Source organism: Mycobacterium sp. 48b (genome assembly GCF_048282725.1).
Lineage (GTDB): Bacteria > Actinomycetota > Actinomycetes > Mycobacteriales > Mycobacteriaceae > Mycobacterium.
In genome coordinates, this window is record NZ_JBLVUL010000001.1 from 4,824,162 (window position 1) to 4,845,880 (window position 21,719).

The 21,719-nt window shown below is 67.7% G+C and carries 23 protein-coding genes; 7 read left to right on the top strand and 16 right to left on the bottom strand.

All coding sequences use genetic code 11. The annotated features are described in order from the left end of the window. The first annotated feature begins 20 nt into the window (after nt 1-20). The 3 genes from ACNQR1_RS23515 to ACNQR1_RS23525 are packed head-to-tail and all read left to right on the top strand — an operon-like array spanning nt 21 to nt 2,154. Nucleotides 21-407, top strand: a complete 387-nt coding sequence (locus ACNQR1_RS23515) for a carboxymuconolactone decarboxylase family protein (protein WP_418048097.1) — start codon at nt 21-23, stop codon at nt 405-407. Then, nucleotides 404-1,294 carry an NAD(P)-dependent oxidoreductase gene (locus ACNQR1_RS23520; protein WP_418048098.1) on the top strand — a complete coding sequence of 297 codons (891 nt, stop codon included), beginning with the start codon at nt 404-406 and terminating at the stop codon, nt 1,292-1,294. The genes ACNQR1_RS23515 and ACNQR1_RS23520 overlap by 4 nt, the downstream gene beginning before the upstream one ends. Continuing rightward, nucleotides 1,291-2,154, top strand: coding sequence for an SDR family NAD(P)-dependent oxidoreductase (locus ACNQR1_RS23525; protein ID WP_418048099.1), 864 nt, complete (start codon nt 1,291-1,293; stop codon nt 2,152-2,154). The genes ACNQR1_RS23520 and ACNQR1_RS23525 overlap by 4 nt, the downstream gene beginning before the upstream one ends. Here the strand turns inward: ACNQR1_RS23525 and ACNQR1_RS23530 are convergent. The 13 genes from ACNQR1_RS23530 to ACNQR1_RS23590 all read right to left on the bottom strand — a co-directional run bounded on the left by ACNQR1_RS23530 (nt 2,144) and on the right by ACNQR1_RS23590 (nt 14,840). Then, nucleotides 2,144-4,045, bottom strand: coding sequence for an ArnT family glycosyltransferase (locus tag ACNQR1_RS23530; RefSeq protein ID WP_418048100.1), 1,902 nt, complete (start codon nt 4,043-4,045; stop codon nt 2,144-2,146). The two genes, ACNQR1_RS23525 and ACNQR1_RS23530, sit on opposite strands and share 11 nt — an antisense overlap. A gap of 74 nt (nt 4,046-4,119) precedes the next feature. Next, nucleotides 4,120-4,875 carry a hypothetical protein gene (locus ACNQR1_RS23535; RefSeq protein ID WP_418048101.1) on the bottom strand — a complete coding sequence of 252 codons (756 nt, stop codon included), beginning with the start codon at nt 4,873-4,875 and terminating at the stop codon, nt 4,120-4,122. A 17-nt stretch (nt 4,876-4,892) separates the two neighbouring features. Then, nucleotides 4,893-5,474: a pyridoxal 5'-phosphate synthase glutaminase subunit PdxT gene (gene pdxT, locus ACNQR1_RS23540; protein ID WP_418048102.1), complete on the bottom strand. Its 582-nt coding sequence runs from the start codon at nt 5,472-5,474 to the stop codon at nt 4,893-4,895. A 22-nt stretch (nt 5,475-5,496) separates the two neighbouring features. After that, nucleotides 5,497-6,345: an acyl-CoA thioesterase II gene (gene tesB, locus ACNQR1_RS23545; RefSeq protein ID WP_418048103.1), complete on the bottom strand. Its 849-nt coding sequence runs from the start codon at nt 6,343-6,345 to the stop codon at nt 5,497-5,499. 9 nt (nt 6,346-6,354) lie between these two features. After that, nucleotides 6,355-7,266 (bottom strand): pyridoxal 5'-phosphate synthase lyase subunit PdxS, encoded by a 912-nt coding sequence (gene pdxS / locus ACNQR1_RS23550; protein WP_418048104.1) that lies wholly within the window; start codon nt 7,264-7,266, stop codon nt 6,355-6,357. A gap of 65 nt (nt 7,267-7,331) precedes the next feature. Then, nucleotides 7,332-8,390, bottom strand: coding sequence for an NUDIX hydrolase (locus tag ACNQR1_RS23555; RefSeq protein WP_418048105.1), 1,059 nt, complete (start codon nt 8,388-8,390; stop codon nt 7,332-7,334). Nucleotides 8,391-8,392: 2 nt separating this feature from the next. After that, a complete protein-coding gene (locus ACNQR1_RS23560; protein ID WP_418048106.1) occupies nt 8,393-9,517 on the bottom strand; it encodes a glycosyltransferase family 4 protein in 1,125 nt (374 codons plus the stop codon). Between the two features lie 34 nt (nt 9,518-9,551). After that, nucleotides 9,552-10,463, bottom strand: a complete 912-nt coding sequence (locus ACNQR1_RS23565) for a phosphatidylinositol mannoside acyltransferase (protein WP_418048107.1) — start codon at nt 10,461-10,463, stop codon at nt 9,552-9,554. After that, nucleotides 10,460-11,107, bottom strand: coding sequence for a phosphatidylinositol phosphate synthase (gene pgsA / locus ACNQR1_RS23570; RefSeq protein ID WP_418048108.1), 648 nt, complete (start codon nt 11,105-11,107; stop codon nt 10,460-10,462). Before pgsA ends, ACNQR1_RS23565 begins: the two co-directional genes overlap by 4 nt. After that, nucleotides 11,104-11,667 carry an HIT family protein gene (locus ACNQR1_RS23575; RefSeq protein ID WP_418048109.1) on the bottom strand — a complete coding sequence of 188 codons (564 nt, stop codon included), beginning with the start codon at nt 11,665-11,667 and terminating at the stop codon, nt 11,104-11,106. The genes pgsA and ACNQR1_RS23575 overlap by 4 nt, the downstream gene beginning before the upstream one ends. Then, nucleotides 11,664-13,718, bottom strand: coding sequence for a threonine--tRNA ligase (gene thrS / locus ACNQR1_RS23580; protein WP_418048110.1), 2,055 nt, complete (start codon nt 13,716-13,718; stop codon nt 11,664-11,666). The genes ACNQR1_RS23575 and thrS overlap by 4 nt, the downstream gene beginning before the upstream one ends. 61 nt (nt 13,719-13,779) lie before the next feature. After that, entirely contained in the window at nt 13,780-14,211 is a 432-nt protein-coding gene (locus ACNQR1_RS23585; RefSeq protein WP_418048111.1) for a TIGR02611 family protein, read from the bottom strand. Continuing rightward, complete coding sequence (locus tag ACNQR1_RS23590; protein ID WP_418048112.1) at nt 14,208-14,840, bottom strand: PaaI family thioesterase; 633 nt, start codon at nt 14,838-14,840, stop codon at nt 14,208-14,210. The genes ACNQR1_RS23585 and ACNQR1_RS23590 overlap by 4 nt, the downstream gene beginning before the upstream one ends. Before the next feature lie 31 nt (nt 14,841-14,871). Between ACNQR1_RS23590 and ACNQR1_RS23595 the strand changes: the two genes are divergently transcribed. The 4 genes from ACNQR1_RS23595 to ACNQR1_RS23610 all read left to right on the top strand — a co-directional run bounded on the left by ACNQR1_RS23595 (nt 14,872) and on the right by ACNQR1_RS23610 (nt 18,558). Continuing rightward, a complete protein-coding gene (locus tag ACNQR1_RS23595; protein ID WP_418048113.1) occupies nt 14,872-15,369 on the top strand; it encodes a DUF1990 domain-containing protein in 498 nt (165 codons plus the stop codon). Between the two features lie 194 nt (nt 15,370-15,563). Further along, nucleotides 15,564-16,232: an Abi-alpha family protein gene (locus ACNQR1_RS23600; RefSeq protein ID WP_418048114.1), complete on the top strand. Its 669-nt coding sequence runs from the start codon at nt 15,564-15,566 to the stop codon at nt 16,230-16,232. Next, nucleotides 16,229-17,461: a DUF445 domain-containing protein gene (locus ACNQR1_RS23605; protein ID WP_418048115.1), complete on the top strand. Its 1,233-nt coding sequence runs from the start codon at nt 16,229-16,231 to the stop codon at nt 17,459-17,461. The genes ACNQR1_RS23600 and ACNQR1_RS23605 overlap by 4 nt, the downstream gene beginning before the upstream one ends. Nucleotides 17,462-17,490: 29 nt before the next feature. After that, nucleotides 17,491-18,558, top strand: coding sequence for a dihydrodipicolinate reductase (locus ACNQR1_RS23610; RefSeq protein WP_418048116.1), 1,068 nt, complete (start codon nt 17,491-17,493; stop codon nt 18,556-18,558). On the opposite strand, the gene ACNQR1_RS23615 is transcribed toward ACNQR1_RS23610, so the two are convergent. The 3 genes from ACNQR1_RS23615 to ACNQR1_RS23625 are packed head-to-tail and all read right to left on the bottom strand — an operon-like array spanning nt 18,559 to nt 21,637. Then, nucleotides 18,559-19,359, bottom strand: a complete 801-nt coding sequence (locus tag ACNQR1_RS23615; RefSeq protein ID WP_418048117.1) for an SDR family NAD(P)-dependent oxidoreductase — start codon at nt 19,357-19,359, stop codon at nt 18,559-18,561. It lies immediately after the preceding gene. 11 nt (nt 19,360-19,370) lie between these two features. Next, complete coding sequence (locus tag ACNQR1_RS23620) at nt 19,371-20,645, bottom strand: NtaA/DmoA family FMN-dependent monooxygenase (RefSeq protein ID WP_418050472.1); 1,275 nt, start codon at nt 20,643-20,645, stop codon at nt 19,371-19,373. A 32-nt stretch (nt 20,646-20,677) separates the two neighbouring features. Continuing rightward, entirely contained in the window at nt 20,678-21,637 is a 960-nt protein-coding gene (locus ACNQR1_RS23625; protein WP_418048118.1) for an LLM class flavin-dependent oxidoreductase, read from the bottom strand. Nucleotides 21,638-21,719 lie beyond the last annotated feature (82 nt).

Genomic DNA, 21,719 nt, shown 5'->3' on the forward strand with positions numbered 1-21,719 from the left:
CGAACTACGGAAGGGTACGCATGGATCAGGAGACATACGACAAGGGAATGGCGATCCGTACTGCCGTCCTTGGTGAGGACTACGTCCGCAAGGCGGCCGGAAGCGCCGACGCCTTCTCCAAGCCGCTGCAGGACCTGGTCACCGAATACTGCTGGGGTGCGGTGTGGGGTCGTGAAGGCCTGGAACTGAAGACCCGCAGCATGCTGAACCTGGCGATGATCGCGGTGCTGAACCGGCCGAACGAACTGAGCACACACATCCGCGGCGCCCTCACCAATGGCGTCACCCGCGAGGAGATCTGCGAGATCTTCCTGCAGGTGGGCATCTACGCGGGCATCCCCGCTGCCGTCGACAGCTTCCGGCTGGCCCGCGCCGTGTTCGCCGACCTCGACGAGGACCGTTCGTGAACCCCGAGATCGGCTTCATCGGACTGGGCAACATGGGATGGCCCATGATGGACCGGCTGCTGACGGCGGGAATTCCGTTGGTGGCCTTCGATGTGCGCGAGGATGTCCTGGCCAAGGCGGCCGCGCTGGGCGCCGTACGGACCGACTCGGTGCGCGAGGTGGCCGACCGCTGCGAGACCGTACTGGCCAGCCTGCCCACCCCGCAGATCTCCGAGTCCGTGGTGGCCGAGCTTGCCGCCGGTTCGAAGGTGCAGCGCTTCGTCGACCTGTCGACAGTCGGTGGCCAAGCCGCGCAACGCAATCACGCCGTGCTGGCCGCACACGGTATCGCCGCGCTGGACAGTCCGGTCAGCGGCGGGATGCACGGCGCGCAGGCCGGGACCCTGGCCATCATGGTGTCCGGGCCTCGCGGCGAGTTCGATTCGCTGACATCGATTTTCGAGGTACTGGGCCGGGCCATCTTCGTCTCCGAACAACCCGGCGCCGCGCAGACCATGAAGCTGATCAACAACCTGATGGCCGCCACCACCCTGGCCGCGACGGCCGAGGTGATGGTCATGGGGGTCAAGGCAGGCCTGAGCGCCGACGTGATGGTCGACGTGCTCAATGCCGGATCCGGCGGGACCCACGCCAGCCGGGACAAGTTCCCGCGGGCGGTACTCCCCCGCACGTTCGACTACGGATTCGCCACCGGCCTGATGGCCAAGGACGTCCGGCTCTATCTCGACGAGGCCACCACCCTGGGCCTGCCGGTCGAGATGGCCGAGACCGTGCAGCACATCTGGGAACAGACGCTGCAGGTCGAGGGCCCCGAATCCGACTTCACCTCCGTGATCAAGCCGATGGAGAAGGCCGCGGGCGTGATCGTCGAAGGAGGACATCGATGAACATGCACGGCAAGACGTGTGTGATCACCGGCGCCACTTCGGGTCTGGGCCGGCAGTCCGCTCTCGCCCTGGCGGCAGCCGGAGCTCATGTGGTGCTGGCGGCGCGCAACGCCGACGCGCTGGAGCAGACCCGCGACTCGATTCGGGCGGATCAGCCGGGGGCGCAGGTGTGGACCGTGGTCGTCGACCTCGCCTCGCTGGCGAGCGTTCGGACTGCCGCCGCGCAGATCGGCGCCCTGGCCCCGGGCGTCGACGTGCTGATGAACAACGCCGGGGTGATGTTCACCCCGTTCGGCCACACTCGGGACGGCTTCGAAACACAGTTCGGGACAAACCATCTGGGCCATTTCGCGCTGACCGAGCTGCTGCAGCCGCAGTTCGCCGAGGGCACCCGCATCGTGAACCTGTCCTCGGAGGGGCACCGTCTCGGCGACGTCGATCTGGACGACCCCAACTGGCAGCACCGCGACTACGACAAGTTCGCCGCATACGGCGCGGCCAAGACCGCCAACATCCTGCACGCCGTCGCGCTCGACCGGCGGCTGCGCGACCGGGGCATCCGCGCGTTCGCAGTGCATCCCGGCATGGTGGCCACCAACCTGGCCCGGCACATGTCCCGCGAGGATGTGGCGGCGGTCAGCGGTCAGGCCCGCTCGCGTGCCATCGAGGTGCTGACACCCGAGCAGGGTGCGGCCACCCAGGTGTGGGCGGCGGTCAGTAGCGACCTCGACGGCCGCGGTGGGCTGTACCTCTCCGACTGCGCGGTGCGCACCGACGCCGAGCCCTACGCGACGGACCCGGACCGGGCCGAGAGGCTTTGGGAGGTGTCGCAATCCCTGTGCGCTGCCGTCATCTCCTGAGCGGGGCGCGCAGGTCGTAGACCGTGTCCGAGCCCACCTTGGTCGAGGCGAAGTTCGCCTTCACCCAGTCGGAGATGTCGGTGTGCGAGTTGTTGCCGAAGAAGCCGCCGTGGTCGCCCTTGGGCTCGGGAAGGACGTAGTAAGTGATCCGACGGTCGGCGACGTAGGTCCGGAACTGCTCCAGTGTCGGCGCCGGATCGCTTCCGGTGAAACCGCCGATCGCCATTACCGAGGTGTCGGTGGCCAATTCGAGTCCGGACGCGGCCCCTGACCGGTTGATGGCTGCCGACCACTCGGTGTCGGTTCCCCGCAGCATCGCGTTGACCTCTGGATTGTCGGAGTTCCATCCGTGCCCGCCATGATCGTCGTCGGGATCGGCCGGTCCCACACTCGGACCGCCTCCGGTGTGCGACTGTCCCAGGGTGGCCACGGTGTAGGCGGTGGATCCGGCCAGCCCGCCGATGATCGCCACCACCAGTGCGGCGGACGCCATCCCGGGTGTGCCCGCCCGCAGAGCCCAGAGCAGGGCCACGATGGCCGCGACCGTCACCGCCAGGATCGACCACCGCAACGGCGGCAGCCATGACGCATTGCGAGCCAGGATCCAGAAACTCCACGCAGCCGTAGCCAGAAGCATTGTCGTCAAACCGATCTGCCCCAGCCGATCGTCGCGGCGACGCCACATCTCGTGGAGCCCGATGGCGAACATCGCCGCCACTGCCGGTGCCAGCGACATGCAGTAGTACGGATGCACGTTGGTCTTCATGAAACTCAGCACCAGACCGTCGATCACGAGCCAGGTGCCGAACAGGATGGTCCCGGCGCGCACGATGTCGGTGCGCGGCGCCCGGCCACGCGAGATCAATACCAGGACCACCGCCAGCAGTGCGGCGGGCACCAGCCAACCGATCTCGAAACCGAACTCGCCGGTGAACAACCGCGGCAGGCCCTGGACCTGATCGCCCCAGCCACCGTGGTGCTGCACGGCGGGGGCCACCGGATCGACGTCGACGTGCGTGCCGTAGTGGTTGTGGCCGAGCACCCGACCGAATCCGTTGTAGCCCAGCACCAGGTTCATGAAGTTGTTGTCGGTGGACCCGGCGAGGTACGGCCGCGACGATGCGGGCCACACCAGGGTGAGCACCACGAACCATCCGGCCGAGACGAGGAACGCTCCGAGCGAGCCGGCCAGGTGCAGCAGGCGCCGGCGCACCGGGACGGGCGCAGCGATCAGGTAGACCAGCCCGATGGCCGGCATCACCATCAGTCCCTCGAGCATCTTGGCCAGGAAGGCGAACCCGAGCGCGACGCCGGCCAGCGCCATCCAACGGGCGCCGTTGCGCTCCAGCGCGCGCACCGTGCAGTAGGCGGCGGCGGTCATCAACAGGACCATGACCGCGTCGGGATTGTTGAACCGGAACATCAGCGCGGCCACCGGCATGAGGGCCAGCGCGACGCCCGCCAGCAATGCGGTGCGGGGCCCGCTGATGCGGCGGACCGACCCGTAGAGCAGCGCGACCGAACCGACGGCCATCAGCGCTTCGGGGACGAGCATGCTGGCGCTGCTGAACCCGAACAGCTGACCTGACAGGCCCATCACCCACTGCGACACCGGAGGCTTGTCCACGGTGATGAAATTGGCCGGATCCAACGATCCGAACAGCAGCGCCTTCCAGTTGAGCGAACCGGCCCAGGCCGAGGCCGCGTAGAACTGATTGCCCATGGCGTTGACGGTGATGTTCCACAGGTAGGCCAGGGCGGTTGCCGTCAGCAGCGCCGGCAGCGCGAGGCGTTCGGCCCTGGAGGAATCCCATCGCGCCCGCGCAGCGCCCTCGATCGGTGCGAGGTCCGGTTCCGCCGCCGACGGCTGGTCAAGAGTCGATGTCACCACCCAATTAAGGCGTGCCCAGATTTGACCGAGCTGAGTGCCAGCCGGGTAGTTCCTGCATAACGAGCGTTCGACGACTACTGACTCGGGTCGGGCGCCGTCGGGGTTCCGCCGATCAGGTCGTCCCAGTGCCGCCGCACCGGCGCCCAGCGCTCGTCGAACTCGGCGGCACGCAGGCGGGCCCGGTCGAGCCGCTTCGGGCCATACCGACGGCGCGCCCACGGCGAAGTCGGCCTGGCCAGCCGCACCGCGGCGACCCATGCCACGGGCGACACGAACAGGCTGATCAACGCGGTCGGATACTTGCCCTTGAGCGCGACCACCGCGACCACCAGAAAATGCAGCAGCAGGGCCACCACGGCCGTGTAGCGCAAAGCGGCCACCCCGGCGGGCAGATCATCGGTATGGATGGGAGACACCCCCGCGGCGGCCAGACCCACGCACGCCCCGGCCAGCGTGACGATGTTGACCGACAGCTGACCCTCCTGGCTCCAGTACACGTCCTGCAGCCGGAAGATCATCGCGAACTCGTCGAGCACCAGTGAGGCTCCGACCCCGACGAGGAGTGCCGCCAGATAGGCCCAACCCGACAACGGCGGGCAACCCACGGCGGTGAACGCACCTCCGATCAGCAGGATGATGCCGGGTGTCGAGTGGTGCATGTGCACACCGCCCGCACTGACGTTGTGGAACGGCCCCCTGCCGTCACGGATCAGCCGCGTGATGGTGCGGGTGGTCAGGAATGTCACCACGAAGGCCACGAAACTCAGTAGCAGCGGCCCTTTGTAGCCGTCCACCACGTCGTGTTGCCACCAGACGCCCAGCCAGTTCACGGCCGGATCCTATCGACCTACAGCGAATCGACGAACAGCTTGTGAATACGCCGGTCCCCGGTCATCTCCGGGTGAAACGACGTAGCCAGCATCGACCCCTGACGTACCGCGACGATATGGTCGGCGGCGCGCGCCAGCACCTTGACGTCGGCGCCGACCCGTTCGACCCACGGCGCCCGGATGAACACCGCGTGCACCGGGGTGTCGAGACCCTCGAAGTCGATGTCGCCCTCGAAGGAATCGACCTGGCGACCAAAGGCGTTGCGCCGCACCGTCATGTCGATTCCAGACAGCGGAACTGCCTCCCGCCCGGCCGTACCGGCGTCCTTGATCTCACTGGCCAGCAGGATCATTCCGGCACAGGAGCCGTAGCAGGGCAGTCCCGCGGCGATGCGCGCGCGCAACGGTTCGAGCAGTTCGAACTCGCGCAGCAGGTGGCTCATCGCGGTGGATTCCCCACCGGGGATCACCAGGGCGTCGATCGCGTCGAGTTCGGAGAGCCGCCGCACCGTGCCCGCCTCGGCGCCCGCCTCGCGCAGTGCAGCCAGATGTTCGCGAGTGTCACCCTGCAACGCGAGCACCCCGACGCGGGGGCTCACGAGCCCACCCCGGTCCAGAGGGTCACGAGTCCTCCGCCGGTGTGGGGCTGCGCTTGAAGCGGGTCAACCCCTCTTGCATCACCGCGGCCACCATCTCGCCGTAGCGGTTGAAGATCTTGCCCTGGGTCAGCGAACGCCCGCCGCACGCCGAGGGCGAGGACTGGTCGTAGAGCAGCCACTCGTCGGCCCGGAAGGGCCGCATGAACCACATGGCGTGGTCCAGCGAGGCCACCATCAGCTGCTTGCGCACGTCGAGGTGGTTGACCTGGGCCGAGCCGAGCAGGGTCAGATCGCTCATGTAGGCCAGCGCGCAGATGTGCAGCACGTGATCGTCGGGCAGCGGGTCGCGGTGCCGGAACCACACCTGCTGCTGCGAGGCCTTGCCGGGAATCCGTGCCACCAGGTCCCGCGGCACGATCCGGACGTCCCATTCGGCGAACTGGGCGAACCCGGCGTCGTCGAACGCTCCCCCGGACCGGAACCCGGGCAGGTCGTCGGGCCCAGGCGCCTCGGGCATCACGTCCTGATGTTCGATGCCGGTCTGGTCGGTCTGGAAGGAGGCCGACATCGTGAAGATCGTCTCGCCGTGCTGGATCGCACTCACCCGGCGGGTGCAGAACGAGCCGCCGTCGCGGATGCGCTCGACGGTGTACACCGACGGTGCCCGGGCATCGCCCGGGCGTAGGAAGTAGCCGTGCAACGAGTGCACCTGGAACGCCGGTTCGACCGTGCGCACCGCCGACACGAGGGACTGACCGGCCACGTGGCCGCCGAAGGTCCGCTGCAGGAAACCCGACTCCGGGCTGAACACCCCACCGCGATAGATGTTGACCTCGAGCTGCTCCAGATCGAGGATCTCTTCAATCGCCATTCGAGATGTTTACCAGCCGCGCTCAGCGAGCCGATGTGGCTGGGCGATCTCCTCGACATTGATACCGACCATGGCCTCACCCAGACCCCGCGACACCTTGGCCAGCACGTCGGGATCGTCGTAGAACGTGGTGGCCTTCACGATGGCCGCGGCCCGCTGCGCCGGGTTGCCCGACTTGAAGATGCCCGAGCCCACGAACACGCCCTCGGCACCGAGCTGCATCATCATCGCCGCATCGGCCGGGGTGGCGATGCCGCCCGCGGTGAACAGCGTGACGGGCAGCTTGCCGGCTCGGGCCACCTCGGCCACCAGGTCGTACGGGGCCTGCAGTTCCTTGGCCGCGACGTACAGCTCGTCCTCGCTCATCGAGGTGAGCCGGCGGATCTCGCCGCCGATCTTGCGCATGTGGGTGGTGGCGTTGGAGACATCCCCGGTGCCGGCCTCACCCTTGGAGCGGATCATCGCCGCGCCCTCGGTGATCCGGCGCAGGGCCTCGCCGAGGTTGGTGGCACCGCACACGAACGGCACGGTGAACTTCCACTTGTCGATGTGGTTGGTGTAGTCGGCCGGCGTGAGCACCTCGGACTCGTCGATGTAATCCACACCCAGGCTCTGCAGGATCTGCGCCTCGACGAAATGGCCGATGCGCGCCTTGGCCATGACCGGGATGGTAACCGCGGAGATGATGCCCTCGATCATGTCGGGGTCACTCATCCGCGACACCCCGCCCTGGGCCCGGATGTCGGCGGGGACCCGCTCCAGGGCCATGACGGCGACGGCACCCGCGCCTTCGGCAATCTTCGCCTGCTCGGGGGTGACGACGTCCATGATGACGCCGCCCTTGAGCATCTCGGCCATCCCGCGCTTCACGCGCGCGGTGCCGGTCTGGTTGCTGAGGCCGTTCTGCGCCACGGTATCCACTGCAATCTCCTCCAAAGTCCTACTGATTCAGTCTAGTGGAGCCGCCAAATCCATTAAATCCGCAATCAACGGATGGCTTGCAGCTCGCGATACGCAGATCCACGCGTATTCGCCAGCGTCGCAGCCGGCTGTTCGGCCAGTTCGTTGGCCTGAGCCAGCAGCTCACCCAGTTGAAGCGGATACACGGCCTCCCCGCCGGCAACCAACTCGGCGATCATTGTCGCATCGCACCAACGGTGCCCGTGAATGTAGTGCCGTTCCAGGGTCGTGCGCCCCGTCGCCGACGGCTCGAACCGCGCGGTGCGGTGGATGAAGAAGAACTCCTCGCTGCGGATCACCGATGCGTTGAAATCGATGATGGCGTCGCGCCGCCACACCGGCCCGACAAGGTCGGCCGGGGCCGCCTGCAACCCGGTCTCCTCGGCGAGCTCACGGGCCGCGGCGGCCGCCAGATCCTCGTCGGACTGGACCGCGCCACCGACGGTGAACCACCACCGCGGCGCGGGCTTGCCCGGCTCATCGATCGCGGGGTCGCTGCCGTGCAGCAGCAACACCGCTCCGGTCTCGTCGAGCAGCACCACACGTGCCGAGGTCCGACGGCTCACCGGGTTCACCTCGGCCTGCGAATCCGGGCGCTCCACGATCTCGAAATAGGTTGGCAGTGCTGCCGTTCCGCCCAGTCGCAGCACCCGCACCGCTCGGCGTTCCCGCAGGGCCAGGGTGTCGCGGACCGCGTCGTTGTGGAAGCGCCGGGCCAGCAGCACCCGGGCCTCGGCGTCGGCGAGTTCGGCGACCAGCGGTACGGGCAGCTCGGCCGGGTCGACGGCCGCCAAAGCCGCCGACAGGTCGTTCTCGGCAGCTTCCCGGGCCGGACGCGGGGCCCGCTCGGCGGCATCCGCCAGCGCCGCGAGCCGTTTGCCCGCCGGAGCGCCCGCATACGCGTCGACCGCGACGGCACGCGCCACGACCGCCCGACGGGCCAGCGCGCCGTCGAGCGCCTGCCAGGACAGGTCATAGCGCACGTGCAGCCGGTCGAGCCGGTTGGCGGTCTGATAGGCCCATCCTCCGACGAGCAGCAGGACCACCAGGACGGCCAGCGCCGCGATCACCAACCAGGTCGGCACGGCTAGTCACCCACCTGAACTTTTACCCCGGTGCTGGCCACGGTCTCGTACACCCGCATGATCTGCCCGGCCACCACCGACCAGTCGTAGCGGGTGACCCGTTCGGTGGCCCGGTCGATGTACTGCTCGCGCACGGCGTCGTCGTCGAGCACCTCGATCAGTGCGTCGGCCAGGGCGTCGGCATCGCCGACCGGAACCAGCCGGCCGGCCTGACCCCCGTCGAGCACCCGATTGAAGGCATCCAACTCGCTGGCCACCACGGCCGTGCGGGCCGCCATCGCCTCGACCAGCACGATGCCGAAGCTCTCGCCGCCGAGGTTGGGCGCGCAGTAGACGTCGGCGCTGCGCATGGCGGCAGCCTTGGCGTCGTCGTCGACCTGCCCCAGGAAACGCAGGTGTCCGGCCAGCTCGCCGGCCTCCTCCCGCAGCGCGTCCTCGTCCCCGCGGCCCACGATCAGGATCTCGATGTCACCGAACCGCCGCGCCAGCTTCGGGAGCGCACCCAGCAGCACCGCCATGCCCTTGCGGGGCTCGTCGAACCGGCCCAGGAACAGCACGGTGCGGCCGGCCCGCGGATACCCTTCCAGCCGCGGCGCGTTCGCGAACGACGGCACGTCGACACCGTTGGGAATCTCGACCGCATCCGAGCCCAGTGCCTCCATCTGCCAGCGCCGGGCCAGGTCCGACACCGCGATGCGACCGACGATCTTCTCGTGGTACGGGCGCAAGATTCCCTGAAACACGCTGAGCGTCAACGACTTTGTCGTCGAGGTGTGAAAGGTCGCCACGATGGGTCCCTCGGCGGCCTGCAGTGCCAGCATGGACAGGCTGGGCGCATTCGGCTCGTGCAGGTGCAGCACGTCGAACTCCCCCTCGGCGATCCACTTCTTGACCTTGCGGTGGGTGGCCGGCCCGAACCGCAGGCGGGCCACCGAGCCGTTGTACGGAATCGGGACGGCCTTGCCGCCGGACACCACGTATTCCGGCAGCTTCACGTGCGGCGACGACGGCGCCAGGACGCTGACATAGTGCCCGCCCGCACGCATCACCTCGGCCAGTTGCAGCACATGGGATTGCACACCGCCCGGGACATCGAACGAATATGGGCAGACCATCCCGATACGCATGGCTAGCTCCGTCGCCTCTTCGCGCAAGCGCTCATCAGGTGGTACCCAGTCGGGCACGGCGTTCATCGGACAGGTCGGCCAGCCACTGCGGCTGCAGCATGTGCCAGTCCGCCGGATGCGCGGCGATGTTCGCGGCGAACCGGTCGGCCAACTGCTGGATCACCACGGACACGTCCCCCGACGAGGTGTCGAGTGCGTCGAAGATCTCGACGACGCAGTCCTCCCCGTCGTAGTGGACGTGCGTCGGATGCAGGGGGGCGCCGGTTTCGATCGCCAGCTTGGCCGGACCCGCGGGCATCCGGGTGGCCTCACAGAAGAACTCGACCTCGACGCCGTTGCGGGTGAGGTCCCGGTCGGCCATCAGGCAGACGAACTTGTTGTCGCGCAACCGTTCCGAGAGCACTTCGAACGGCGGACGCTCGCCACCGGACAGCGGGAACACTTCGAATCCCAGGCTCTCCCGGTAGTCGATGAAACGCCGGTACAGGGATTCGGGTTTGAGCCGTTCAGCGACGGTCGCGAAGGTGCCGAACTGCTGCGCCAGCCACACCCCGGCCATGTCCCAGTTACCGCTGTGCGGCAGCGCCAGCACCGCGCCGCGGCCCGCCTCACGAGCGGCCCGCAGCTTGTCCGCGCCGACGAACACCTCGTCCAGACGCTTGGCCACAGCGGTCAGATCCATCGACGGCAACCGGAACGCCTCCCGCCAGTACCGGGCGTACGAGGCCAGTGAAGCACGCATCAGGTCGTCCGGCACCTCGGCCGGGGCCACACCGGTCACCCGGGCCAGGTTCTTGCGCAACTGCGCAGGCCCACCACCGCGGGAGGCGTAGAAGGCGCCCGCGTCGAACAGGTTGCGCGCCACCAGCTCCGGCATCGCGCGGACCAGCTGCCAGCCTGCGGCATAACCCAGATCGGTCACCTGCCCGGACAGCGGAATGTTCACGAGGCTCCCGGGGGTTGGATCGGGTCCATGGCGCCGGGCGACGTGCGCACCGCGTGTATCCGCTGTGCCACCGTGATGACGCTGGCCACCGCCAGCAGCCATGCCGCGACGTGCAGCAACCATGGGATGTGCAAGAACGGCACACCCGAGAGCCCCGCGCCGACCAGCACGATCACCAGTCGTTCCGGGCGCTCGATGATGCCGCCGTCGCCGCGCAGCCCGCTGGCCTCGGCGCGGGCCTTGATGTACGAGATGACCTGTGAGGTGACCAGGCAGATGAGGATCGCGACCACGAGCGTCGGGTTGTGCAGGCCGAACGCCGCCCACCACAGCAGGCCGGCGAAGATGGCACCGTCGGCTATGCGGTCACAGGCCGCATCCAGCACGGCGCCGAACCGGGTGCCGCCGCCGCGTTCTCGGGCCATCGCCCCGTCGAGCATGTCGGCGAGTACGAAGACGAACACGGCGAACGCGCCCCACCACAACTGACCGATCGGGAAGAGGGTCAACGCGGCGGTGACCGTCCCGGCGGTGCCGACGATGGTGACGATGTCGGGGGTCAGGCCCGCGCGCAGCGCCGCCTTCGCCACCGGCCGTGACAGCTTGGCGTAGGCCGCCCTGCTCATCAGGAAGAGGTTGCTCACGGCTGACGGGCCCATTCCGTGGCAAGCAGCTCCCGGGTCTCGCTCAGCAGCTGCGGAATGACCTTGGCGCCACCGATGATCGTGATGAAGTTCGCGTCGCCGCCCCAGCGCGGCACCACGTGCATGTGCAGGTGCTCAGCCAGCGACCCGCCGGCCGAGGTGCCGAGGTTGAGGCCGACGTTGAACCCGTGCGGACGCGAGACGGCCTTGATGACGCGGATCGCCTTCTGCGTGAACGCCATCAGCTCGGCGCTCTCGGCTTCGGTCAGGTCCTCCAGCTCGGACACCCGGCGGTAGGGCACCACCATGAGATGGCCCGGGTTGTACGGGTAGAGGTTGAGCACGGCGTACACGAGTTCGCCGCGGGCCACCATGAGCCCGTCCTCGTCGGACATCTCGGGGATGTCGGTGAACGGCTGGGATGAACCGGCCGAGCCGATCTTGTTGTCGCCCTTGACCGCATCGACGATGTAACTCATCCGGTGCGGTGTCCACAGCCGCTGCAGATGGTCGGGTTCACCCACGCCATGGTCGATGATGGACCGCTCGTCCCCCGTCATCCGGTGGTGCCTACCTTTACCAGGTCCGCCGTCGGCACCACGTTGTTGCGGTCGGCGATCCACTTCACGATCGCGTCCACGGCCTCGTCGAGGGGCACGCCGTTGATCTGGGTGCGGTCGCCGAACCGGAACGAGACGGCTCCGGCTTCCAGGTCCTTGTCACCGGCCAGCAGCATGAACGGCACCTTCTGGTTGGTGTGGTTGACGATCTTCTTCGCCATCCGGTCGTCGCTGCCGTCGACCTCGACCCGCACACCGCGCGACTTCAGCTGGGCGGCAACGTCGTACAGGTAGTCCAGGTGGGCATCGGCCACCGGGATGCCGACCACCTGCACCGGCGCCAGCCAGGCCGGGAACGCGCCGGCGTAGTGCTCGGTGAGCACCCCGAAGAACCGCTCGATGGAGCCGAACAGGGCGCGGTGGATCAGCACCGGACGCTGCCGGCTGCCGTCCGCGGCGGTGTACTCCAGCTCGAACCGGTCGGGCATGTTGAAGTCGAGCTGGATCGTCGACATCTGCCAGTTGCGGCCCAGCGCGTCCTTGACCTGGACGGAGATCTTGGGCCCGTAGAACGCCGCGCCGCCCGGGTCCGGCACCAGGTCCAGACCAGAGGCCTCGGCGACCGAACGCAAGGTCTCGGTGGCCTCGTCCCACATCTCGTCCGAGCCCACGTACTTGTCGGGATCCTTGGTGGACAGCTCCAGGTAGTAGTCGTCCAGGCCGTAGTCCGAGAGCAGGTCGAGCACGAACTGCAGCAGCGAGGTCAGTTCGTCGCGCATCTGCTCACGAGTGGTGTAGATGTGCGCGTCGTCCTGGGTCATGCCGCGCACGCGGGTCAACCCGTGCACCACACCCGACTTCTCGTAGCGGTACACCGAGCCGAATTCGAAGAGCCGCAACGGAAGTTCGCGGTACGAGCGGCCCCGCGCCCGGTAGATCAGGTGGTGCATGGGGCAGTTCATCGGCTTGAGGTAGTAGTCCTGCCCGGGCTTGCGCACCGTGCCGTCATCGTTGTACTCGGCGTCGATGTGCATCGGCGGGTACATGCCGTCGGCGTACCACTCCAGGTGGCCCGAGGTGATGTAGAGGTGTTCCTTGGTGATGTGCGGGGTGTTGACGAACTCGTAGCCGGCCTCGGAGTGCTTGCGCCGCGAGTAGTCCTCGAGTTCCTTGCGGATCACGCCACCCTTGGGGTGGAACACCGGCAGGCCCGAGCCGAGCTCGTCGGGGAAGCTGAACAGGTCCAGCTCGACGCCGAGCTTGCGGTGGTCGCGGCGCTGGGCCTCCTCGATGAGCTCAAGGTGGCGGTCGAGTGCCTCCTGCGACTCCCAGGCCGTGCCGTAGACGCGCTGCAGGCTGGCGTTGTTCTGGTCTCCGCGCCAGTACGCCGCGCTGCTGCGGGTCAGCTTGAACGCCGGGATGTACTTGGTGGTCGGGATGTGCGGGCCGCGGCACAGGTCGCCCCAGACCCGTTCCTTGGTGCGGGCGTTGAGGTTGTCGTAGGCGGTGAGCTCGTCGCCACCGACCTCCATCACGTCCGGGTCGCCGGACTTGTCGTCCACCAGCTCGAGCTTGTACGGCTCACCGGCCAGTTCCTCGCGCGCCTGGTCCTTGGACTCGTAGACGCGCCGAGAGAACAGCTGACCGTCCTTGACGATCTTCTGCATCCGCTTCTCGAGCTTCTGCAGGTCCTCGGGGGTGAACGGCTCGGCAACGTCGAAGTCGTAATAGAAGCCGTCGGTGATCGGCGGCCCGATACCCAGCTTGGCCTGCGGGAACATGTCCTGTACAGCTTGGGCCAGCACGTGGGCGCACGAGTGCCGGATCACGCTGCGGCCGTCGTCGGTGTTGGCGGCCACCGGCGTCACCTCGACATCGGTGTCCGGGGTCCAGGACAGATCGCGAAGGCGCCCTTCGGCGTCGCGCACCACGACGATCGCGTCGGGGGTTCCGCGACTGGGCAGATCCGCCTCGCGCACCGCCGCGCCGGCGGTAGTCCCGGCCGCGACCCGGATCGGGGCAGCGGGGGCTGGGCTGGGGGCGGCGCTCATCGGGGAGTCTCCTACCATGCGAGGGCTAATGCGAACGCTGTCATGCTATCGGTGGGCCTGATCAGGACCCCAGCCCGATAGGGCTCTTGAGCCACTGTTGCTCCAGCCCGACCAGTCCGGCGCTCCACCCGATCACGCCGAACAGCCACAGCGTGCCGATCACCACCAGTCCGGTGAACGCCGCGCTGATCCCTTTGACCGCGATGTGCTGGCGGTCGAACCAGGCCATCACCGCGTCATAGCGGGCCCGGACGTAGCGCAGCGCGCGCTTGGCGAAGGCGAACTCGCTGGCCAGGATCGCCAACCCGAGGAAGACGATCGCCCAGCCGGGACCGGGGTACGGGATGGCCACGATGCCGACCGCCAGCACGATCGTCCCGACGACACCGACGACGATGCGGTAGGTGAACTCCGCGGCCGGACGCGAGCGCAACCGCTCCCGCCAGCTCGTCCAGCGCCGCTTCACCTCGGCAAGGTTGGCCGCCAGACTCATGGCTGCCCCGGCTTGAGCCGGACGAACAACGCCTCGGCGTCGGCGAGCACGTCGTCACCGTCGAGCAGGCGCCCCTCGACGAAGATCTTGCGTCCCTCGATGCGGTCGATGCCCGCCCGCACCTGCAAATCCCGGTCGATCGGGGCGATCTTGCGGTAGTTCACGTGCAGATACGCGGTGCGCTGATACATGCTGCCGGTCAGTTTGGCCGCCGTGTAGCCGAGCAGCGAATCGAACAGCAGCGCCAGCGAGCCGCCGTGTACCGCACCGTTGCGACCGAGATGAAACCGCCGGAAGTGGGCGGTCCCGGCGATCCGGTCGTCCGCGGTCCGTTCCAGATGCACCGGCACGTTGTTGACGTTGCCACGGTTGGGCAGGTCCATTCGCCGACCGGACGGTGAATTCCACTCGTCGGCTTCGTACGGAGCCAGCAGCGCCGACACCTTCTCGATCAGGTCGGCGGCCTCGGTGATCACCTCATCGGGGGCGTCGGCACTGCGTGCGTGGTCCTGCAGGGTGCGCACCGCTTCGATGAAACGGCCGTAATCGGGGCCGCCGCGATCGGTGGGCTCGGGCGGGTTGAACCCGCCGCCGGGGTGCGTGCCGGCGGTGTCGATTTCTGGGGCCACGAAACCACCGTATTAGTGCCATGGTGGTGACGTGAAACTGCACGACCTGGCGCAGCGCTCGTTGACCTACCCGGAGGTGGGCGCCACGGCCGGCGACCTGCCCGCGGGTTACCACCACATCCGGGCCTCGGAGGCCATCGGCACCGGCCGTGACCGCTTCGAGCGGGCCGGTGCCGAGGTGCTGCGGTGGGGCATGCAGCGCGGCGCGGGCCTGCGGGTGCAGGCCACCACCGAGGTCGCGGCGGTGGGTGCCGAGCTGCTGGTCCGGATCGGTCCCGTTCCGGCGCCGTGCCGGGTGGTCTATCTGGTCGACGAGCCCGACCGCCGGGGGTTCGCCTACGGCACGCTGGCCGGGCATCCGGAATCGGGCGAAGAGCTGTTCTCGGTCCGCTACGACCCGGCGACGGACGCGGTGCACGCCGAGGTGGTCGCGTTCTCCCGGCCGGCCACCTGGTGGAGCCGGCTGGGCGGGCCGGTCACGGGGCTGCTCCAGCGGGTGGTGACGCGGCGGTATCTCACCGGCATCTAGAGTGCCTCGGGGCCGCATTGTGCGGCACAGCACAATGCGGTGGTGTTCGTGACCTGACGGGCCCGCTTGCGCAAAGTGTGCGTTGACTCGCACTTCGACAACTAGGGTCTGGTGAATGGTTGCTGTCGATTCCAGGGTGAAGCCACGGATCCCCTTCGTGGCGAGCTGCTGAAGCCGCAATTTCCATGGACACAATGAAATTGGCCGGTTTGTGGTTCCGGGTGGCCGGGGCCGCGGTTAAACGGGCCCCCTTCGCCGACGAGATACTGGGCCAACTCGCCGAAGCCGAACGCCTGGCAGTCCGGGCGATCCGTCAGCACCTGATCAATCTCGATCCGCCACCGCTCCCGGTCGTCGAGACCCAGGAGGCGGCCGACGATCACCGGCCCGAAACGCCGACCGAGCTCCTGCGGGCCCTGCTCGACCGGTCGATGTATACCAGCCCGGACGACAGCCGCACGACGCTCTACCTCGACCTGCTCGAAGACCTGGTGCCCGATGAAGCGCGGATCCTGGCAGCCCTCTCCGACGGTTCGGCGTACCCGGTCATCCACATCGCCGAGCCCGGGGCCGGCGGCGGTTCGACGATGGTCCTGACCAACGCCTCGACCGTGGGACGCGCGTCCGGGGTGTCCCTGCCGCAGCACACACCGCTGTACCTCACCCGGATGCTGCAATCGGGGCTGGTGACGATTGGGCCGGAAGGCACGAGCATGTACGACGAGTACGAAATCCTGCTCACCGACTCCGCCGTCAACCTGGCCTTGGCCCGGGCCCGGCGCGGTATGCGCTCGGCACGGGTCATCCGCCGCACCGTCCGGATCAGCGAACTCGGGCAGGATCTGTGGGAGGCGGCCAAATGAGCTGGGCCGAGCACGCATTCTCATACCCGCTGTGGGTGTACATCACCATCCCGCTCGGCGCCGCGTTCGTCGGCTGGGTCACCAAGATCCTGGCCCTGAAGATGATGTTCTATCCGGTCGAGTTCAAAGGGATCAAACCGTACCTCGGCTGGCAGGGCCAGATTCCCAAGCGCGCACCGAAAATGGCTGCCGTCGCGGTGGATTCGCTGACCTCGGAGATCCTCAAACCCGAGGAGCTGTTCGACAAGATCGACCCCGACGAACTCGTCAAGGAACTCGGCGAGCCACTGCGCGCGGCGTCCCAGGAACTCGTCGACACCATGATGATGTCGTTTCAGCCCCAGATCTGGCGGGCCACGCCCGATCAGGTCAAGGACCTCATCGTCAAGAACGTCGAGGGACGCATCCCCAGCGCGGCGCGCGGCATGTTCACCGAGTTCCGCGGCCAGGTCGACCAGATCTTCGACATCAAGCACATGGTCGTCACAAACCTGGTACGCGACAAGGTCACGCTCAACAACGTCTTCCAGGACATCGGGCGCCCGGCGTTCAAGTTCCTGATCAAGTCCGGGCTGTACTTCGGTTTCCTGATCGGCCTGGTGCAGATGCTCGTGTTCGGTGTCACCGGATGGCACCTGGCCCTTCCGCTGTTCGGCCTGCTGACCGGCGGTCTCACCGATTACGTTGCACTGCAGATGATCTTCCGGCCGCTGGAACGGCGCACCGTGTTCCCCGGTATCAAGTGGCAGGGCGTGTTCCAGGCCGAGCGCGAGCAGGTGATCCGCGGGTACGCCGCGCTGATGGCCCGCGAGATCTTCACCCCGAAGGCCATAATGGAGAGCCTGCTGACCGGCCCGATGTCGGACAAGTTCTTCGACATCGTGCAGACCGAGATCAGCAAGACCATCGACAGCCAGATGGGTTTCGCCGGCCGCGTGATCAACGCCGTCGGTGGGCGCCAGTACCAGGACATGAAGCAGCAGATCGCCAACTCCATCATCGACAAGCTGCCGGAAACGTCTTCCTACATCGAGCAGTACGCCGCCGAACGCCTCGATCTGGAGAACGTGATGATCGAGAAGATGATGGTGCTGGACTCGAAGTCCTACGAGAACCTGCTGCGGCCGGCGTTCAAGGACGACGAGTGGATCATCGTCGTGCTCGGTGCCGCGCTCGGATTCCTCTGCGGTGAGATTCAGTCGCAGCTGATTCTGCTTCTCGCCTCATAACCGCCGCCGATCCGCTTCAATAGCGCCCTATGGCATATCGGGTGATTCAGTGGGGTACCGGTGCGGTCGGCGTCGAGACGTTGGCGGCCGCCCTCGACGACCGTCCCGACCTCGACGTGGTCGGGGTGCGGGTGTACTCGGACGCCAAGGACGGCGTCGACGTCGGTGAATTGCTGGGCCGGGCGCCGATCGGCGTGCGGGCCACCACCGATGTGCAGGCCATCCTCGACCTGGAGGCAGACTGCGTCGTCTACACCCCGCGGATCACGAATCTGGATGACGTGTGCGCACTGCTTGCCGGTGGCAAGAACGTGGTGACGACGGCGTTCTTGTTCCATCCGCAGCGGATGCCCGAGGCCGACCGCGACAGGCTGCTGGCCGCCTGCGCCGCGGGCGGGACGACGGTGCACGGCAGCGGACTGAACCCCGGCAACCTGTCGGGCGCCCTGCCCCTGGTGCTGTCGGGGATGAGTCGGCGGATCGACAAGATCACCCTGCAGGAGCGCGCCGACTGGTCGGACTACGACAGCTCGCACATCACCTTCGACAACATGTCGTTCGGCCGGCCGGTGGACGAGATCCGGGTCGACGCAACCGAGTTCCTGGCGTTCAACAACGAGCTGTTCACCGAGCAGGTGTGGCTGCTGGCTGATGCGCTGGGCGCAGGCATCGACGAGGTGACCTCGACGGTGGAGGCCGTCGCCGCCCGTCACGACCACCAGATCTTCGACCACCTGCTGGCCGCCGGCACCACGGCCGGGCAGCGGTGGAACTGGGTGGGAGTGCGTGACGGCGAACCGCTCATCGAGATCGAGACCCTGTGGACGGTGGGCAATGAATACCCCGATCATTGGCCGAGGCCCAAGCACGGCTGGACGCTGACCATCGAGGGCGATCCGTCCATGCAGACCCACTTCTTCAGCCTGGCCAGCTTCACCCGCGAGGCCACGATGGCCGAGCACGTACGGGCGGCCAACGTCGCCACGGCGATGCAGGTCCTCAACGCGGTACCGGAGGTGTGTGACGCCGAACCCGGGTTCGCGACACTCGCGACGCTGCCACTGATCCGCAGCCACACCGGTTTTCGCCGGTCGTGACTACCTGACGATGGCCGAGCTGGGCTCCCGCGGCGAGCCCAGCATGTCCCGGTGCGACGGCGGCACCCGTCCGCCTTCGTCGGTGATGCCGTAGCGGGTCGCGAGCTCGGCACCGATCACGGTGTGCCCGGACAGCTGGGCCAGCTCGGGATCCCGGTACAACGCGTCGATCAGATACCCGGTGAACTCCGGGGTTTCGGCGTGCTCCGCGGTCTTGGCGAGTGCGTCGGGGTGCCCGGCGAACGCGGCCTTGAGCTTCTCGGTCAGCAGGATGCCCATCCAGATCGACACCGTCGACACCGAGGTGTCGGCAAAGTCGACCGCCATGTCTGCGGCCAGTTTGTCCACCCCGGCCTTCTGCGCCCCGTAGGCCGGGCCGTGCATGTAGCAGACCGACCCGGGCGAAGAGGTGAACGCGATCAGTCCACGGTCACCGGCCAGCAGCAGCGGCGCCGCGTACCAGGAGGCCACGTAGGCCGAGCGCAGTCCCACATCCAGCACGTCGGCCAGCTCGATCGGCTTCTCCCAGAAGGGTTTCGGGTTGACCAGCTCATCGTGGACCGCCGCGGCGTTGTTGACCAGAAGGTCGAGCCGGCCCTCCTGCTCGCCGATGCGCTCGAACAGCGCACCCACGGCCGCGTCGTCGGAATGGTCGAGTGGAACGGCGATGCCGCCGTCGGCCGGATCGGTCACCGTTCGTCCGGTGACATACACCCGCCAACCCGAGGCGAGCAGGGCCGCGGCGATCCCGCGGCCCGCGCCGCGGCTCGCCCCGGTGACAACAGCGATCGGGGTATCCACGGGTATCAACCTTAGGCGAGCCGGGCCCTCACCAAGGTCGGGACCCCACCGGAATGAGCACGGCCGGTGAATCTCTCGCGCAACGTCGACTCGGCGTACTCGGTACGGAACAAGCCACGCTCCTGCAGCAGCGGCACCACCTCGTCGACGAAGATCTCCAGACCGTCGGGGAACACATCGGGCATCAGGTTGAATCCGTCGGCCGCGCCGGCCAGGAACCACCGCTCGATGGTGTCGGCGACATCGACCGGTGACCCGACGACGACGCGGTGGCCTGCCCCGCTGAATTCACGTACGGCCTGCCGCAGCGTCAGGTCGCGGCTCTCGATCAATCGCACGACCGATTCCCGGAATCCCAGCGATGCACCGAATTTCGCCGGATCGGCGACCTCTCCCAGGAGATGCGCCGGAACCGGTTCGTCCAACGGGTAGTCGGACAAGTCCTCGCCGAGTACCTGCGACAGCCGCTCCAGGTCGTGACCCGGCGGCAGCAGGGCGTTCTGGTCGGAGAACCGGCGCTCGGCCTCGGCCTTGGTGCTGCCGATCGTGGTGATCAGGCCGGGCAGGATCTTGACGTCCCGACGTCGTCGGCCGTAAGCCACCGCGACGTCCTTCACATACCGGTAGTGGTCGATTCCGGCGCCCAGATCGAGTTCGGCGCTGAACACCGCGTCGCCGACACGACCGGCGAGCTCGCGCCCCTGAGGTGATCCACCGGCCTGCACCAGCAGCGGATAGCCCTGTGGCGACGGCCCCTGCGGAAGTCCGCCGACCACGGTGAAGAACTCGCCGTGGTGATCGATTCCGCGGCCGCTGGGGTCGGCGGCGTCGCGCCACAGCGCACGGACGACGTCGACGAACTCGGCGGCCCGCCGGTACCTGACATGGCGATCCGGATAGTCGGCGAGACCGAAGTTCGCACCGGCCGGAACCGAGTACGTCGTGACGATGTTCCAGGCCAGGCGGCCCCCGGAGAGCCGGTCGAGGGTGAGCAGACGATGGGCCAGCTCGACCGGGTCGTTGAAGGTGGAGGACAGCGTCCCGATCAGGCCAAGATGCTCGGTCTCGGCGGCCACCGATGCCAGGATGACGCTGGGCTCCAGTGCCTGCGACGGACGCAGTGCGGGATGCTCACGCAACGCCGGTCCGTCGGCCAGGAACAACGCGTCCAGTTTTCCCCGCTCGGCGAGCTTCGCCATCCGCACGTAGTAACCCGGGTCGGTGAACGCGGTGGGCGGCTCGCTGGTGCGCCGCCATGCGCCGGTGTGGATACCGAGGTTGAGCACGTTCACGTTCAGGATCAGTTGACCTGCCTGGGTCACAGTCGTCCTCCCGGGTTGGGTACGGTCTCGAACGCCGCCGGGTTGCGGGTCAGGTCGGGCGCCCCGGGTGCGGGCACACCGAGTTGCTCACGCAACGTGCCGTTCCCCCGGTCACCCAGCAGGCCCCGTTTGCGGGCCGCGGGCACAACCTCGTGCAACACATGGTCCAACTCGGTCGGGTCCAGCCTCAGCAGTACCCCGGATACCTTGGGGTGGCGGGCGATTCGCTCGAGCGTGGCGTCGATCGAGCCGGCCGACCTCAGCCGCACCACCACCTTGCCGGTCACCGGGATTGGGTCACCGTCCTCGACGATGACGTGGTCGGCGGCACCTGCCGCGCTGTCCCGAGCGGATCCGGTCTGCCGCCACACCGGTAGATCACCCTGCACCGATCCGGGCACATTGAGCGGACCGGCGATGTCATATTCGTTGTGCACGTCGGCCCGCCGGATTCTCGACACATCGGAGAACACCCCGGTATCGAGGTCCCCCACCACCGAGTCCAGCGGCCAGGTTCGCCATAGCGCCCGCACCGCGACGACGGCATCGTCGGTGTGTTCCGCGTCGAGTTCGGCACCGGTCCAGGTGTCGGTGGTGGCGTTGAGCGCGATGCTGTGGTCGAAGTCCAGCGCCAGCCAGCCGACCCGTCCGTGTGCGGCGTGATCCACCGAAACCAGCCTCCGGGCCAGGTTGTACGGGTGGTCCCGGTGTGCGGCGGCAGCCACGACCAGCCCCAGTTGGCTGGTATGCCGCGCCGCGATCGTGGCCAGCAGGGACGGGTCGAGGCCTTCCACCGTGACGTCGTTGGCCTCACCGCGGTCGGCACCGATCACCCAGTACGTCACCCCGGCCGTCTCCAGCTGTCCGGCCAGTCCGGCGATCCCGGCAACCCCGACATCGAGCCGGCCGAGACCGTCGCCGGCCACCTCAACCCCAACTGTGAGTGATGCCCCCATAAGCAACACGGTGATCCATCGACCCGCGCAGCACAACGGTTGGGATCACGGATACTCCAATTACTCACGGAGGCAACAGTTA